At 71.2% G+C, this 14,332-nt stretch carries 15 protein-coding genes; 14 read left to right on the top strand and 1 reads right to left on the bottom strand.

From position 1 onward, the window contains the following. Nucleotides 1–135: 135 nt before the first annotated feature. Nucleotides 136–1,833: a chitinase gene (locus AC069T_RS27810; protein ID WP_478785342.1), complete on the bottom strand. Its 1,698-nt coding sequence runs from the start codon at nucleotides 1,831–1,833 to the stop codon at nucleotides 136–138. A 380-nt stretch (nucleotides 1,834–2,213) separates the two neighbouring features. Between AC069T_RS27810 and AC069T_RS27805 the strand changes: the two genes are divergently transcribed. The 14 genes from AC069T_RS27805 (at nucleotide 2,214) to AC069T_RS27740 (ending at nucleotide 14,321) form a co-directional block, all read left to right on the top strand. Further along, complete coding sequence (locus tag AC069T_RS27805) at nucleotides 2,214–3,095, top strand: hypothetical protein (RefSeq protein ID WP_478785341.1); 882 nt, start codon at nucleotides 2,214–2,216, stop codon at nucleotides 3,093–3,095. A gap of 89 nt (nucleotides 3,096–3,184) precedes the next feature. Next, nucleotides 3,185–3,898: a Flp pilus assembly protein CpaB gene (gene cpaB / locus AC069T_RS27800; protein WP_478785340.1), complete on the top strand. Its 714-nt coding sequence runs from the start codon at nucleotides 3,185–3,187 to the stop codon at nucleotides 3,896–3,898. 54 nt (nucleotides 3,899–3,952) lie between these two features. Beyond that, nucleotides 3,953–5,566 carry a CpaE/TadZ family protein gene (locus tag AC069T_RS27795; protein ID WP_478785339.1) on the top strand — a complete coding sequence of 538 codons (1,614 nt, stop codon included), beginning with the start codon at nucleotides 3,953–3,955 and terminating at the stop codon, nucleotides 5,564–5,566. A 143-nt stretch (nucleotides 5,567–5,709) separates the two neighbouring features. Next, nucleotides 5,710–6,033 (top strand): TadE/TadG family type IV pilus assembly protein, encoded by a 324-nt coding sequence (locus tag AC069T_RS27790; RefSeq protein ID WP_478785338.1) that lies wholly within the window; start codon nucleotides 5,710–5,712, stop codon nucleotides 6,031–6,033. 18 nt (nucleotides 6,034–6,051) lie between these two features. Beyond that, nucleotides 6,052–7,395: a CpaF family protein gene (locus AC069T_RS27785; protein WP_478785337.1), complete on the top strand. Its 1,344-nt coding sequence runs from the start codon at nucleotides 6,052–6,054 to the stop codon at nucleotides 7,393–7,395. Nucleotides 7,396–7,423: 28 nt separating this feature from the next. Next, nucleotides 7,424–8,362 carry a type II secretion system F family protein gene (locus AC069T_RS27780; RefSeq protein ID WP_478785336.1) on the top strand — a complete coding sequence of 313 codons (939 nt, stop codon included), beginning with the start codon at nucleotides 7,424–7,426 and terminating at the stop codon, nucleotides 8,360–8,362. 13 nt (nucleotides 8,363–8,375) lie between these two features. Then, the gene (locus AC069T_RS27775) at nucleotides 8,376–9,266 is read left to right on the top strand and encodes a DUF5936 domain-containing protein (protein WP_478785335.1); all 891 of its coding nucleotides are present in this window, start codon (nucleotides 8,376–8,378) and stop codon (nucleotides 9,264–9,266) included. 161 nt (nucleotides 9,267–9,427) lie between these two features. Continuing rightward, nucleotides 9,428–10,783 carry a sensor histidine kinase gene (locus tag AC069T_RS27770; protein ID WP_478785334.1) on the top strand — a complete coding sequence of 452 codons (1,356 nt, stop codon included), beginning with the start codon at nucleotides 9,428–9,430 and terminating at the stop codon, nucleotides 10,781–10,783. Then, complete coding sequence (locus tag AC069T_RS27765; protein ID WP_478785333.1) at nucleotides 10,776–11,507, top strand: response regulator; 732 nt, start codon at nucleotides 10,776–10,778, stop codon at nucleotides 11,505–11,507. The genes AC069T_RS27770 and AC069T_RS27765 overlap by 8 nt, the downstream gene beginning before the upstream one ends. Before the next feature lie 102 nt (nucleotides 11,508–11,609). Next, nucleotides 11,610–11,810 (top strand): hypothetical protein, encoded by a 201-nt coding sequence (locus AC069T_RS27760; protein WP_478785347.1) that lies wholly within the window; start codon nucleotides 11,610–11,612, stop codon nucleotides 11,808–11,810. After that, nucleotides 11,807–12,412, top strand: a complete 606-nt coding sequence (locus AC069T_RS27755) for a pilus assembly protein TadG-related protein (protein ID WP_478785346.1) — start codon at nucleotides 11,807–11,809, stop codon at nucleotides 12,410–12,412. The genes AC069T_RS27760 and AC069T_RS27755 overlap by 4 nt, the downstream gene beginning before the upstream one ends. A gap of 15 nt (nucleotides 12,413–12,427) precedes the next feature. Beyond that, nucleotides 12,428–13,021, top strand: coding sequence for a hypothetical protein (locus tag AC069T_RS27750; RefSeq protein ID WP_478785332.1), 594 nt, complete (start codon nucleotides 12,428–12,430; stop codon nucleotides 13,019–13,021). 3 nt (nucleotides 13,022–13,024) lie between these two features. Further along, nucleotides 13,025–13,675, top strand: a complete 651-nt coding sequence (locus AC069T_RS27745) for an OmpA family protein (RefSeq protein WP_478785331.1) — start codon at nucleotides 13,025–13,027, stop codon at nucleotides 13,673–13,675. A 43-nt stretch (nucleotides 13,676–13,718) separates the two neighbouring features. After that, nucleotides 13,719–14,321, top strand: a complete 603-nt coding sequence (locus AC069T_RS27740) for a dihydrofolate reductase family protein (protein WP_478785330.1) — start codon at nucleotides 13,719–13,721, stop codon at nucleotides 14,319–14,321. Nucleotides 14,322–14,332 lie beyond the last annotated feature (11 nt).

The following is a 14,332-nucleotide window of genomic DNA, read 5'->3' as shown; positions in this document are numbered from 1 at the left end:
GGCAGACCCCTCGCCCGCACCCGTATCTCACCCTTCTCAGCACTCCGCCCCGCTGGATGAGATCCAGCGGGGCGGAATTAGCCAACAGCGTCCGGCGAAGTTCCGGGCGGGGACGTCCTCGTGTTGCCGGGGGCGTCAGAGCCCGTGCACGTGCGGCCCCACCGCGTTGGACCACGCGTTGCCCGCCGACGCGTCCCAGTTCGTGGACCAGGTCATCGCGCCGCGCAGGGCCGGGTAGGTCCTGGACGGCTTGAACGTGCCGCAGTTGGTGCCCTTGGCGAGGCAGTCGAGGGCGTTGTTGACGATGGCGGGGGAGACGTAGCCGCTGCCCGCGCCGCTGGTGGAGGCGGGGACGCCGAGGCCCACCTGGGACGGCGCGAGGCCGCCCTCCATCTGGATGCAGGCGAGGGCCGTGAGGAAGTCGACCGTGCCCTGGCTGTAGACCTTGCCGTCGCAGCCCAGCATCGAACCGCTGTTGTAGTACTGCATGTTGACGACCGTGAGGATGTCCTTGATGTTCAGGGCCGTCTGGAAGTAGGTGTTGGAGGTCGACTGCATGTCGATCGTCTGCGGGGCCATCGTGATGACGAGGGACGGGCCGGCCTTCGCGGACAGGGACCTCAGCGCCTGCGTCATGTAGGTCGCGTTGAGGCCGTTCTCCAGGTCGATGTCGACGCCGTCGAAGCCGTACGTCTGCATCAGGGAGTGGACGGAGTTCGCGAAGTTCGTGGCGGACGCCGAGTCGTTGACGGAGATCGTGCCCTTCTCGCCGCCGATGGAGATGATGACCTTCTTGCCCGCGGCCTGCTTGGCCTTGATGTCGGCCTTGAACTGGTCGACGGTGTAGCCGCCGAGCCCGGCCGAGTCGAGGTTGAAGGTCACGGCGCCGGGTGTGCCCGTGGTGTCCGCGAAGGCGACGGCGATGATGTCGTACTGCGACTGGACGTCGGACAGCTTCTGGACCTTCGCGCCGTTGTTGAAGTTCTGCCAGTAGCCCGTGACGGCGTGCGCGGGAAGCGTTCCGCCACCCCCGCCGCCCCCACCGGAGGCGGCCGTCGTGCCGGTGACCGCCGCGGACCTCGCGGACTCACCGGCCGCGTTCGTCGCGGTGACCTGGAAGGAGTACGAGGTGGACGCGGCCAGGCCGGTGACGGTCGCCGAGGTGCCGGTCACCGCCGTGACCTTCGTGCCGTCCCGGTAGACGTTGTAGCCCGTCGCGCCCGAGACCGTGTTCCAGGCGAGGGACGCGGACGAGGACGTGGTGGAGGCGACCTTCAGACCGGCCGGGGCCGCCGGGACCGTCGGCGCCGGGTCGGTGCCGCCCCCTCCGTCGGGGCCGAACACCGAGAGGTCGTCCGCGTGGTAGGCGGCCTGCCCGTACCAGCCGTGCGTGTACACCGTGACCGAGGTCGTCGAGGCGCCCGTGGTGAAGCTGGTCGTCAGCTGCTTCCACGTCGAGGAGTCCGGGGTCCAGGTGGAGACGTCCGTCGTCCCCGTGCCGCTCGCGCCGAGGTAGGCGTACCCGCCCTGCACCCAGGCGCTCAGCGTGTACGTCGAGTTGGGCTTGACCGCCACGGTCTGCGTGCACTTGGCGTTGTCCTGCCCGGCGGGCGTCGCCTTCAGCGCGGCCGAGCCGCCGTGCACCGGCGAGGACATGGTCGTACCGCTGCCCGCGGAACAGGTCCAGTTGCCGAGGCCCGACTCGTAACCGCCGTTCCTCGCGTTGTTGACGTCGGCGGCCTGCGCCTCGGTGGCGAGGCCGGTGAGGGTGAGGGCCGACGCCCCGAGCGCGGCGGCGAGGAGCCCCGCCCATGTCCGTCTGCGTCTGGGCATGCCTGGTACGCGGTCCACTGGTGCCTCCGGTGAGGGGGAGAGGGCGGGGAGGTTGCGGAACGGTGGCCACCGCTGGAGGTCCAAGGTGGTCCAGACCAATACGGTTGTCAAGACCTCTGAAGGCGCCTCGTTCGCCCCAACATCCCCACAGGCACGCCCTGTTGCCGTGGACGCGATTCACTCTCCGTTGATCACGCCCGCACCTTCGGTGAGTTGATCTGCCGAAGTCGGTGTTGGGCGGGGCACACCGTGGATATGGTGCAGATGCAGGAGGACGTCACAGTGACCAGGTGTGGCCATCTGTGACGGTCCATGGCGAAACAGGGGCGATCCGAAGGCGGCGGTGACCATCCCGCCTCGGTGAACGGGGTGGTTCCAGCGTGCCGACCGCGATAGCCGTCACCAGTCCCGATCTGGTGCTCCCGCCGCACGACCGGCAGACCCCGCCCGCGGTGGTGCAGCCGCTGGACACCCTCGAGGACTCCCTCACCGGCATGCACACCCTCATCGAGCAGCACGGGTACGTGATCTCGCTCTACTCGGCCTCCCCCTCCCGCGCCGACGACCTCGCCCGGCGGCTGCACACCGTCCGCTCGGTCCTGGAGAGCGACCGCATCGCGCTGCTCGGAATCGACCTGCCGCCGCTCGGACTCGCGCTGCTGGCACAGCAGTTGCGCCAGCTGTCCGTCTGCGACTTCAGCCCCGGCGTCCTCGCCTCCGCCGCCCGCCTGCTCGCCCACTACATCTACGCGGGCGCCCTGCTCGGCTCCGTCGCCAGACTCGACCGCGTCCCGGTGTCCCTGAAGTCGCACGCCAAGTCCTGGGTGCCCGGCGCCCAGTTCGCCGTCCTGGCCAACCCGCGCCCGCAGCTCGTGCGGGTCGGCCAGGAGGAGCTGACGGGCCCGGAGTTCGGCACCCGGCTGCTCGTCGCTGCCGACCAGCCACCCTCCGACTGGATCACCACGACCCTCGCGCCCGCCTGGCAGGTGCAGAGCATCGCCACCGTCCCGCTCCCCGGCCAGTCCGCGCGCTGGTGGGGGACGGCGAGACTCGCCGAGTTCGCCGCCGGTCTGTACGACGTCTCCGTGCTCTACCAGCTCGTCTCCTCCGTCCGGCGCGAGACGTGCCACTGGTGCGGCCTCGAACTCATCGGCGACCGCTGCGGGTTCTGCTCCGCGCCACTGCCGGCACCGGGAGAGCTTCCGAACGCCGCCGCACGGGCAGGCTCCTCGGTGCGCGCCCTGCCCCCAGCCGTCACCTAGGCCCACCGCACCGTACGCACAGCCGAACAACGCCAGGCACGACCGCTCGACCCCGCTGTCCCCGCCCCCCGATCGAGGTTGTCCGCGTCATGAACTCACGCCAGCGCCGCGGCGTCATCCTGCTGGTCCTCTCGGTCCTGTGCGCCCTCGGCGCCTTCGCCGGAGTGCTCTCGGTGATCCGTGACGTGAACTCGAAGGTGGGCCCCGAGGTGGTGGCGTACCGCCTCAGGAGCGACATCGCGCCCTACCGGGAGCTGTCCGCCGACCAGTTCGAGAAGGTGTCGATGCCCGAGCGCTGGGTGTCGTCCACGGCCGTCACCAGCCTCTCCCAGATCCGCGGCAAGATCGCGGTCACCCGGCTGGAGAAGGGCTCGCTGCTCCAGGCCGACATGATCGTCGACCGGCCCTCGCTGGAGGCCGGCCAGCAGGAGATCGCCATCATGATCGACGCCGCGACCGGGGTGGCCGGAAAGATCGACCCCGGAGCCCGGGTCAACATCTACGCCACCTTCAAGGCGGAGAACGACAAGGGCAGGAACCAGTCCAAGGTCATCGTCGCGAACGCCCGCGTCATCGACGTCGGCGAACTCACCGCGCTGGACCCCGGCCAGTCGAGCGACGACCGGCGCCGCACGGCGAGCGAGGCCGTCCCCATCACGTTCGCACTCGACACCGCCGACGCCCAACGGGTCGCGTACGCCGAGTCGTTCGCGACCCACGTCCGCCTCGCCCTGGTCGCGGGCGGCTCCGACACGACCGTCGCCCCCGGCGACCGTACGTACACCCTCGACGAGGACAAGTAGGAGGCCGCACATGTCGACCGCTCCCGCCGGGGCCCGTCGCAGAGGGTGCCGCCGATGACCGTCCGCATCCTTCCCGCCGTAGGTGACATCGACTCGGCCCGCGCGCTCACCACGCTGCTGAGCCAGCTCGCCGACACCGAACCCGCCCCGCCCGTACCCGACTCGACGGCCCTCCTCGACACCCTCGCGCGTCTCGCGACGCAGTCCCTGGACGAGCTGCCCGAGGTCGTCCTCGTGCACGAACGGATCGGCCCGGTCCCGGCCCTGGACCTGATCCGCGACGTCGTCATGCGCTTCCCGGCGGTCGGCGTCGTCCTCATCACCGCCGACACCGGCAACGGCGTCCTCACCGCCGCCATGGACTCCGGTGCCCGCGGCATCATCGGCCTGCCGCTCGGCTACGACGCCCTCTTCGAGCGCGTCCAGGCCGCCGCCGCATGGTCGCTGGGCATGCGCCGCCACCTGGGCAGCACACCCGAGCTGTACACCGGCCCCGGCGGCACCGTCGTCACCGTCACCGGCGCGAAGGGCGGCGTCGGCGCCACCGTCACCGCCGTCCACCTCGCCCTCGCCGCGCAGGCCTCCGGACGTACGGTCGCCCTGCTCGACCTCGACCTCCAGTCCGGGGACGTCGCCTCCTACCTGGACGTGCAGTTCCGCAGGTCGGTCGCGGACCTCGCCGGGATCAGCGACATCAACCCGCGCGTGCTCCAGGACGCCGTCTTCACGCACGACAGCGGCGTCGGCCTGCTGCTCGCCCCCGCCGAGGGCGAGCGCGGCGAGGAGATCACCGACCGGGTCGCCCGCCAGGTCCTGGCCGCCCTGCGCTCCCGCCACGACGTGGTGGTCGTGGACTGCGGCTCCCAGATGACCTCCGCGACCGCGGCCGCCGTGGAGATGGCCGACCAGGCCCTGCTCCTGGTCACCCCCGACGTCGTCGCCGTACGCGCCGCCAAACGCATGGTCCGCATGTGGGACCGCCTCCAGATCCGCAAGGCCGAGGAGACGACGACGGTCGTCAACCGGCACTCGCGCGGTACGGAGATCCAGCCGTCCCTCGTCGAACGCGTCACCGGCACCAGGGTCGCCCGCACCACGGTGCCCGCCGCGTTCAAGGAACTCCAGTCCGTGGTCGACGCCGGCCGCCTCCAGGACCTGGACGCCCGCTCGACGGTGAAGCAGGCCCTGTGGGCCCTCACCGGCGAACTGGGCCTCGCGGTCCCCGCCCCCGAGGGCGGAGGCGGCCGGCGCCGCAAGGCCGCCCCGGAACGCGGCGCGCTCGCCCTGCGCCGCAAGGGCGGCGACCGGGGCGCGGTGACCCTCGAATTCGCGGGCATGTTCCCGCTGCTGCTCGTCGTGATGACGATCCTGTGGCAGTGCGTGCTGTACGGCTACACCTGGTCCCTGGCCGGGAACGCGGCCGACGAGGCGGCGCGGGCGGCCACGGCGGCGTACGCCGTGAACGGCGACGCGGACGGTGCCTGCCAGGCGGCCGGGGCGGAGCACCTGCCGGGGGCCTGGCAGGACGCGGCCATCGTCTGCACCCTCGAAGGCGACGTGTGGAAGGCCCGCGTCACCGCCCAAGTGCCTTTGTTCTTCCCCGGTTTCGACGCCGGCTGGGAGGTCGCGGGCGAGGCGGGCGCGGCGGCGGAGGGGGACGTGGGATGAGCCCGGTGGTGCTCTCTCTGCTACGCGGACGCAGGCTGCCGGGGCGCCCAGGCCCCGACGGGCGCCGGTCGTCACGCCTGCACGGGCCCCCGGCGCCCGCCGCGTCCCGGCGGCCCCGCCCCTGGGGCGACCGCGGTGTCTCCATGCTGGAGTTCGCCGGGTTCCTGCCCATCCTGCTCGTCATCGGGATGGCGGCCATCCAGCTCGGCCTCGTCGGCTACGGCATCAACCAGGCCGGGTCCGGGGCCCGGGCGGCGGCACGCGTCGCCGCCCAGAAGGACGCGGCGGCCGGAACCGCGGCGGGCCAGGCCGCGATGGACGGCCGGTTCGACGCGAACGTCTCGGTCGGCGGCGGAGGCGACACGGTGGTCGCCACCGTCCAGGTCGACATCCCCTCCGTCATCCCCTTCATGGACGGCTTCACCGCCGAACGCCACGCCACCATGCCCAACGACCAGGACGACTGACCGGGAGGAGCTGAAGACATGAGCCTGCGTTCCCGCATCGCCGCCGCCCCCGAAGAAGGGGGGCCCGCCCGCGAGGACGGACACCTCGTCGCCGTCTACCGCGCCAAGCTCCTCGAGGAGATCGACCTCGCGGAGATGTCCAGCCTGGCGGCGGCCGAACGGCGCGCCCGCCTCGAGCGCGTCCTCGGCCACATCATCAGCCGCGAGGGCCCCGTCCTGTCCTCCGCCGAGCGCTCCCAGCTGATCCGGCGCGTCGTCGACGAAGCCCTCGGCCTCGGCGTCCTCGAACCCCTCCTCGCCGACGCGTCCATCACCGAGATCATGGTCAACGGCCCCGACTCGATCTTCGTCGAGCGGGCCGGCCGCGTCGAACAGCTCCCGCTGCGCTTCGCCTCCACCGAACAGCTCATGCAGACGATCGAACGCATCGTCTCCACCGTCAACCGCAGGGTCGACGAGTCCAATCCGATGGTCGACGCGCGGCTCCCCACCGGCGAGCGCGTCAACGTCATCATCCCGCCGCTCGCCCTCACCGGCCCCACCCTCACGATCCGCCGCTTCCCGCGCGCCTACACGCTCCCGGAACTCATCGGGCTCGGCTCCCTGGACGAGCAGATGCTCATGCTGCTGGCGGCCTTCGTCCGCGCCCGCTTCAACGTCATCGTCAGCGGCGGTACGGGCACCGGGAAGACGACCCTGCTCAACGCGCTCTCCGGACTCATCCCCTCCCAGGAGCGCATCATCACCATCGAGGACTCGGCCGAGCTCCAGCTCCAGCAGGAGCACGTCATCCGCCTGGAGTCCCGGCCCCCGAACGTCGAGGGCAAGGGCCAGATCACCATCCGCGACCTCGTCCGCAACTCCCTGCGCATGCGTCCCGACCGCATCATCGTCGGTGAGGTCCGCGGCGGGGAGACCCTCGACATGCTCCAGGCGATGTCGACGGGCCACGACGGTTCCCTCGCCACCGTGCACGCGAACTCCGCCGAGGACGCCCTGATGCGGCTCCAGACCCTCGGCTCGATGTCCGAGGTGCAGATCCCCTTCGAGGCGCTCAAAGACCAGATCAACTCGGCCGTCGAGGTCGTCGTGCAGCTCTCCCGGCACGCCGACGGCTCCCGCAAGATCGCCGAGATCGCCCTGCTCGTCTCGCACGGCCGTGAACAGTTCCGCATCGCGACAGTCTCCCGCTTCGTCCCGAGTCCCACCGGCCCCGACCGTGTCGTCCACGGCCGCTTCGAACACCTCCCGCTGCCCCGTCAGATCGCCGAGAAGCTGTACGTCGCGGGGGAACCGCTGCCACCGGCCTTCGGCGTCGCCGAGGCAATGGACGTCCTCGACACGAGGCAGGCCATCGGATGACGGCCCCCACCCCGCACGGGAGGCAGGCGTGAACAACCCCGCCCTGCTCACCCTCGGCGCCACCGTCCTGTGCGGCACCCTCGCCGTCGCCGGCGTGCACGCGTACGCCGCGGGCCGCGCCCAGCGCCGGGCCCTGGAGGACCGCCTGTCCGGCGGATCCGTCCGGGACACCGCGGGCCGCGTGCGCCGGTTCACCGGAATCGACCGCCGGCTGCGCCGCACCCGCCTCGGGCGCACCATCCACCTGCGGCTGTCGGCGACCGGACTCGACCTGACGGCCGGCGAGTTCTCCGTCTACGTCGTCGCCGTCGTCGTCGCACTGTGGCTGATCGCGGCCACCACCCTGGCCCCGTTCTTCGGGCCGATCGCCGCTCTCGTCGGCGTCTGGAGCGCGGCGATCTTCCTCAACTGGCAGCGCCAGAAACGCATCGAGGCCTTCATCAACCAACTGCCCGACGTGGCCCGGCTGCTGGCCAACGCGACCGCCGCCGGACTCGCCCTGCGCACGGCGCTGGCGATGGCCGCCGAGGAACTGGAGGCGCCGGCCGGCGAGGAACTGGCCCGGGTGGCCGACCACCTGACCCTGGGCAGGTCCATCGACGACGCGCTCAGCGAGCTCGCCGAGCGCCTCCCGTCCCGTGAACTCGTCGTCCTGGTCACCACCCTCGTTCTCGCCAACAAGGCGGGCGGCTCGGTCGTCAGCTCGCTGCGCAACCTCACCCAGACCCTGGAGGACCGCAAGGAGACCCGGCGCGAGGTCCGCACCATGCTCTCCGAGGTGAACGCGACGGCCTTCACCGTCCCGCTTCTCGGCCTCGGCTCGCTGCTGCTGATCAACTCCTCGAACGAGGGCGCCCTCGCCCGGGTCACCGGCTCCCCGCTCGGCCAGGCGCTCGTCCTGATCTCGCTCGGCCTCTACACCGTCGGCTTCTTCGTCATCCGCCGTCTCGGCAAGATCGAAGTGTGAGGGGGAGATTCCATTGCAGGCCTTGCTGCTCGCCGTCGTGATGGGCGCGGCCGTCGCGGGCGCCCTCCTCGGCATCCGCATGATCCGCGCCGACGCCAAGCTCCCCAGCGACCTGGTGCTCGCCCTGGAGGTCGGCGCGACCCGGGTCTCCAAGGCGGACTCGGCCGTCGACCGCCTCGGCATGCGCTTCGCACCCGTCGTCCTGCGCATGATGGGCCCCAGCCGCGTCGACGCCAAACGGCGCCGCATCGACATGGCGGGCAACCCCGGCGGCCTCACCCTCAGCCGCTACGCGGCCCGCCGCGCGGTGTACGGCGTCTTCGGCCTCGTACTCGGCCTGGTCTTCCTCTCCAACGGCCGGCCCCTCTTCGCCGTCGCCACACTCGCCTTCGGGCTGCTCGCCGCCGACGCCCTGATCTGGCAGGCGATCCGGGAGCGCAAGGACGTCATCGACCGCACGCTGCCCGACTTCCTCGACGTGCTGGCGGTCGTGGTCTCCGCCGGCCTCGGCTTCCGCCAGGCCCTGGACCGGGTCGCGGAGAAGTACGAGGGCCCGTGGGCGGACGAACTGCGCATCACCCTGCGCCAGATGGACATGGGCGTCAGCCGCCGCCAGGCCTTCGACGAACTGCGCCGCCGCAACTCCTCCGAGTCCGTCGCCCAGTTCGTCTCCGCGCTCCAGCAGGGCGAGGAACTGGGCTCGCCGATCGCCGAGACGCTCATCCAGCTCGCCACCGACATGCGCAGGACCGACGCCCAGAACGCCCGCCGCCGCGCCGCGAAGACCATCCCCAAGGCGACGATGGTGACGCTCGTGTTCATGCTCCCCGCCACGATGATCCTCATCGCGACCGGGATGTTCCTCGGGTCCGGCACGAACTTCGGCTCGATCCTGGGCCGCTGATGAGAGGCCTCCGGCTCGGCCGAGGGACGGCACACCGCGGCGGGCGGTACGCGCCGGCACGGCGCTACGACGCGCGTCCGGACGCGGAGACGAGCCCGGGCCCGGAGACGAGCGCGGGCCCGGGGACGAGCGCGGGCCCGGGCGCGGAGGCGGGCCCGGACATGAGCACATACGCACGCACCGGCCCCGGCGGTGACCGGGCCGGCGGGGCGGACCCGGGCTGGCCCCGGGGCGCCGACGCCGGATACCTCGCCGACGACGCCCCGGCCCCCGGCAGCGTCCGACTCCAGCTGAGCGCCCTCCAGGCCCTGTGCCGCCAGGCGTTCGCCGTGCGCCTCGCGGCCGTCGCGGTCGGTGCGCCCTTCGCGATGGCCAACGCGGCGGACGGCCCGGCCCGCCACACGGTCCTCGCCGCGGCCGTCCTCGGCGTGATGGGCTCGTACGCCATGCTCCGGGACTGGGACCGCTTCGGCCCCCGCCTCCTCGCCCACCCGAGCCTGCTGGCCGTGGACCTGACCTTCGGCGCGGTCCTGCTGCTCACCGCGTCCCCGGCCTCCCCCCTCGCCTACGCCACGGTCTGCACCCCGCTCCTGGCGGGCCTGCTGTACGGCTGGCGCGGCTCCGGCGTCTTCACCGGCCTCCAGCTGGCCGTCCTGCTGACGGTGTTCCGGACTTGGGAGCACCGGCCGGGCACCGGCGCCAGCACCCTCCTGATCGCCGGGTTCTGCGTCGGCGCCGGCATCATCGGCGTCACCCTGCGCAACCTGATGTTCCGCTTCGGTACGGCGAGTCAGGCCCTGTCGGAGGCGACCTCCCGGCTCGCGGTGGCCGAGGCCCTGGAGTCCGAACGGGCGCGCCTCGCCCGTGAGATGCACGACTCGGTCGCCAAGACCCTGCACGGCCTGGCCCTCGCGGCGGAGGCGCTGGCCGGATCGGCGGACTCCTGCGACCCCGGCACCCTCAAACGCCGGGCGACGCTGGTGGCGGGCGCCGCCCGCCGGGCCGCGACGGAGTCCCGCGAACTGCTCTCCGGCCTGCGCCACCACACCGACCTGACCGCCGCACGAAGGGACCTGGCCCGCGAGCTCGCGCGCCGCGTGGACGACTTCACGGCCCGTACGGCCCTCCCCGCGGAACTGCGCTGCACGGGCGCCGTCCCCGCACTCCCGTACGCGACGGCACAACACCTGCTGGCGATCGTCTCGGAGGCGCTGGAGAACGCCCACCGGCACGCGCGCGCCACCGTCGTGGTCCTCGGCCTCGACGCCGACACCGCGTCCGGGGTCCTGCGGCTGAGCGTCCGGGACGACGGCGTGGGACTCCCGCCCACCGCCGTGCTCGACGAACTGACGGAATCCGGCCACTTCGGCCTGCTCGGCATGGTGGAACGGGCGTCCTCCCTCGGCGGGCGCCTGCACCTGTCGGGCCCCCCGCAGGGCGGCACGGAGATCCTCCTGACCTGCCCGCTCCCCGGACCGGCCCGCCCCATCCCCCGAGAGGAGGCCGCCCATGCCTGACCAGGCACGCTCCGACCGGCCCCTGCGTGTGCTCGTGGCCGACGACAACCCGGTCGTCCGCGCCGGACTGACCGCCCTGCTGGGCGCCCACCCGGACATCGACGTCGTCGCCGAGGCGGCGGACGGCCGCGAAGCCGTCACAGCCGCGAGCCGGAGCGCCCCGGACGTCGTCCTGCTCGACGTCCGCATGCCCGGCACCGACGGCCTCACCGCACTGCCCCAACTCGCCCTTCGGACACCGGTGATGATGCTGACGTACAGCCGGGAACCCGAGGTCGTGGCCGAGGCGCTGCGCCGGGGCGCCGTCGGCTATCTCGTCCACGGGGAGTTCACCGCCGCCGAACTGATCACCGCCGTACGGGACATGAGGTACGGACGAGCCACCGTCACGGATTCGCTCGGTGTTTCCTACGAACCGGACGAAATCTCTTCGCATGTGCAACCGGCTGTGGCACATTCGTCGCAGACGCGGTCCGCGACCGTCACCGGGCCGCCCCGTCACGGCACCAACCGAGATGACTACGGCCTGAGTTCACGGGAGGTGGAGGTCATGGATCTCATCGCGTCCGGCATGAACAACCGGCAGATCGCCGCCGCCTGCTTCATCAGCGAGAAGACCGTGAAGAACCACATCAACCGCATCTTCGCGAAGCTGCACAGTTCTTCGCGCAGCGAAGCGATCGCCCACTGGCTGGGTACCGCCCGCGGGGGGTGGTCACGGTGATTCCCGCCCCCGGAAGTTGGGCCCCTGGACCCACCCGGAGTAGGCAAGTTCTCACGTACGGTGCTCGGGTCGGAAGTGGCGTCGGGCGGGAGGGCAGTGACGATGAACAGGTTCGACAGCTGGACCAGGACCGTGATCACCCGGATGAAGGGCAAGGACCGGGACGCGGGGGCGGGGTTCGTGGAGTATGCGGGGTTGATGATCATCATTGCGGGGATCTTCACGTTGATCGACAGCCTCGGGCTGGACGGTCTGATCTCGACAGCGATCCTCAACGCCGTCACGGACGTCATCGGCGGCTGACGGGCGTAGGCTCACTGGATGACCATGGGCAGACGCTGCCGATCTATATCTGGCTGACGGCGATCCTGCTTTTCGCCGCTCTCGCCCTTTTCGCGTTCGCCCAAGCAGCGTCCGCCCGTAATGGAGCTCAGTCCGCGGCGGACGCTGCCGCGTTGGCGGCGGCGCAGGACGCCAGGGACGAGATGCTCGACGACCTCTTGGTCGCCATGGGCGAAGGGGGCGACTGGCTGGACTGGCTGGGCGAGGGTCCTCCGGCGAGTGCCGGGGCCACGGCCGCGGCCGAGCAGCTGGCGGCCGAGAACGACTCGGCCCTGCTGAGCGCAGAGTTCGTCCAGGTGAACGGCCTTCCGGGGTACGAGGTCGAGATCGAGACCAACTACACGGTCGGCGACTCGATCCTCCCCGGCACCGAGGGCATGCAGGCGCACGCCCATGCCACCGCCGTCATCGAACCCCGGTGCGACTTCGACCCCGAGGCGGATCCGGAGAAGCCCGTGGAGCTGAACTGTGATGGCGAGAGCGTGAACATCGACCCCGAAGATTTCGATCCGGACGACCTTCCTGACGCGTCCGTGATGTTCTCTGTGCATCTGGCCGAGTGAAGGGAAGCCGTACCGATGTATCTCCGGCACACCATGAAGGGCCGCAGGGCACTGGCCACGGTGGCGATCACGGCGGGTCTGTTCCTCACGGTGTCCGGCTGCGGCGGTGGCGACGACGACAAGTCGGACAAGGGCACCTCGTCCTCGACACCTTCCAAGAGCAGCAGCGATGACGGTAGCGAAACCTCGCAGGCACCTGAGCAGGACCAGGTGCTGGCCGAGGTGAAGGGCGAGAACGGCCTGACGCTCGCAGTCACGTCCGCCAAACGCGACGAAGGCGGGTTCGTCACCGTTGAAGGGACGGTGACCAACAACACCGAAAGTGCATGGGTCGCCGCGAGTTGGCGCGGCGATGAACGCGAGTTGTCCAAGAACGGTGCGTCCATCGCAGGCGCCAATCTGGTCGACCAGAAGGGGAAGAAGAAGTACCTGGTCCTCCGGGACACCTCGGGGCGCTGCCTCTGCACGCAGTTCACCGGCGGTGTGCGCCAGGGGGAAACCGCCCAGTGGTTCGCCCAGTTCCCCGCCCCGCCCGCCGGCACCACGCAGGTCAGTTTCCAGGTGGGCGCCATGCCCCCCGCCTCCGTCGAACTCTCCGAGGGCGAGTGACCCATGCCCCTCCCGAACCGCACCGCAGCGACGACGTTCACGGCCCTGGCCGTGCTGGTCACCCTCGGGCTCCCCGGGCCGGCGTACGCGGACGACGAGGACCCGAGCGCCCCGCCGGGCAGCGTGACGACCTCCCCGCCCCCCGAGGTGGACGGGAACAGCCCGGGCCTGAAGCTCGCCGACGGCGCCACCCTGGCCCCCGCCAAGGTGCTGGACATCAAGTCGGTCGTGGAGGACCTCGGCGGTGAGGAGCGCCGGGAGGACACGAACGAGAACGTGACGTTCGCGTTGCAGGCGGAGGTGCTGTTCCCGAAGGACAGTTCGAAGCTGAACCCCGAGGCGCGCTCCCGTATCCAGGCGATCGCGGACGAGATCAAGGCGCAGAACGCCACGAACGTCCGGGTGTTCGGCTTCACCGACAACCTCGGCTCGTACGCGCACGGCCTGACGCTCTCCAAGAAGCGCGCGGAAGTGGTCCACGAGGAACTCGCGGGCGACCTCGACGGAGACGTCACGTTCGAGGTGCGCGGCTACAGCGAGGACTATCCGATCGCCGACAACACCTCCGAACAGGGGCGCCGGAAGAACCGCCGGGTGGAAGTCTCGTTCCCCAAGGGTGACTCCACGGGCGAGGGCGAGGGCGAACGGAGCTGAACCCGGGCCCGTGGTGAAAGACGCGATGAAGGGGACAGGCTCGATGAGGAAGATCGTTCTGATGTCGGCGGTGTCGCTCGACGGGTTCTTCGAGGGACCCCGCCGGGAGATCGACTGGCACGTGATCGACGATGAACTGCACCGGCACTTCAACGAGCTGGTCCGGGGCATGGGCGGTCTGCTGTCCGGACGCGTGACGCACGAGCTGATGGCGGAGTTCTGGCCGGAGGCGGACGCGGGTCCGGACGTCGAACCCGCGATCGCCGAGTTCGCCGAGATCTGGCGGACCATCCCGAAGACGGTGTACTCGCGGACGCTGCAGCACGCCGACTGGAACACCACGATCGTGCGCGATGTCGTCCCCGAGGAGATCAGGGCCCTCAAGGAGGCACCCGGCGGCGACCTGTGCCTCAGCGGACACGATCTCGCCGCCACCTTCCTGCACTACGGCCTGATCGACGAGTTCCGGGTGTACGTCCATCCGGTGATCCTCGGCCGCGGCAGGCCCCTCTTCGCGCCGGCGGACGCCCCGACCCCGCTCCGGCTCGTCGAGACCCACACCTTCGGCAACGGCGTCGTCCTGCTGCGCTACGAGCGGGACGAGCGGGGCGGGCAGGGCGCGTCGGCCAAGGCGGGCGAACGGTAAAGGAGTTGCCC

The organism is Streptomyces sp. NPDC043867 (genome assembly GCF_056435845.1).
This window is presented reverse-complemented; position numbering and strand designations above follow the sequence as displayed.

Coding starts and splice junctions, on each gene's coding strand:
- AC069T_RS27810 (WP_478785342.1), bottom strand. CDS start 1,833: ATGCCCAGACGCAGACGGACATGGGCGGGGCTCCTCGCCGCCGCGCTC.
- cpaB (WP_478785340.1), top strand. CDS start 3,185: ATGAACTCACGCCAGCGCCGCGGCGTCATCCTGCTGGTCCTCTCGGTC.
- AC069T_RS27795 (WP_478785339.1), top strand. CDS start 3,953: ATGACCGTCCGCATCCTTCCCGCCGTAGGTGACATCGACTCGGCCCGC.
- AC069T_RS27790 (WP_478785338.1), top strand. CDS start 5,710: ATGCTGGAGTTCGCCGGGTTCCTGCCCATCCTGCTCGTCATCGGGATG.
- AC069T_RS27785 (WP_478785337.1), top strand. CDS start 6,052: ATGAGCCTGCGTTCCCGCATCGCCGCCGCCCCCGAAGAAGGGGGGCCC.
- AC069T_RS27770 (WP_478785334.1), top strand. CDS start 9,428: ATGAGCACATACGCACGCACCGGCCCCGGCGGTGACCGGGCCGGCGGG.
- AC069T_RS27765 (WP_478785333.1), top strand. CDS start 10,776: ATGCCTGACCAGGCACGCTCCGACCGGCCCCTGCGTGTGCTCGTGGCC.
- AC069T_RS27760 (WP_478785347.1), top strand. CDS start 11,610: ATGAACAGGTTCGACAGCTGGACCAGGACCGTGATCACCCGGATGAAG.
- AC069T_RS27750 (WP_478785332.1), top strand. CDS start 12,428: ATGTATCTCCGGCACACCATGAAGGGCCGCAGGGCACTGGCCACGGTG.
- AC069T_RS27745 (WP_478785331.1), top strand. CDS start 13,025: ATGCCCCTCCCGAACCGCACCGCAGCGACGACGTTCACGGCCCTGGCC.
- AC069T_RS27740 (WP_478785330.1), top strand. CDS start 13,719: ATGAGGAAGATCGTTCTGATGTCGGCGGTGTCGCTCGACGGGTTCTTC.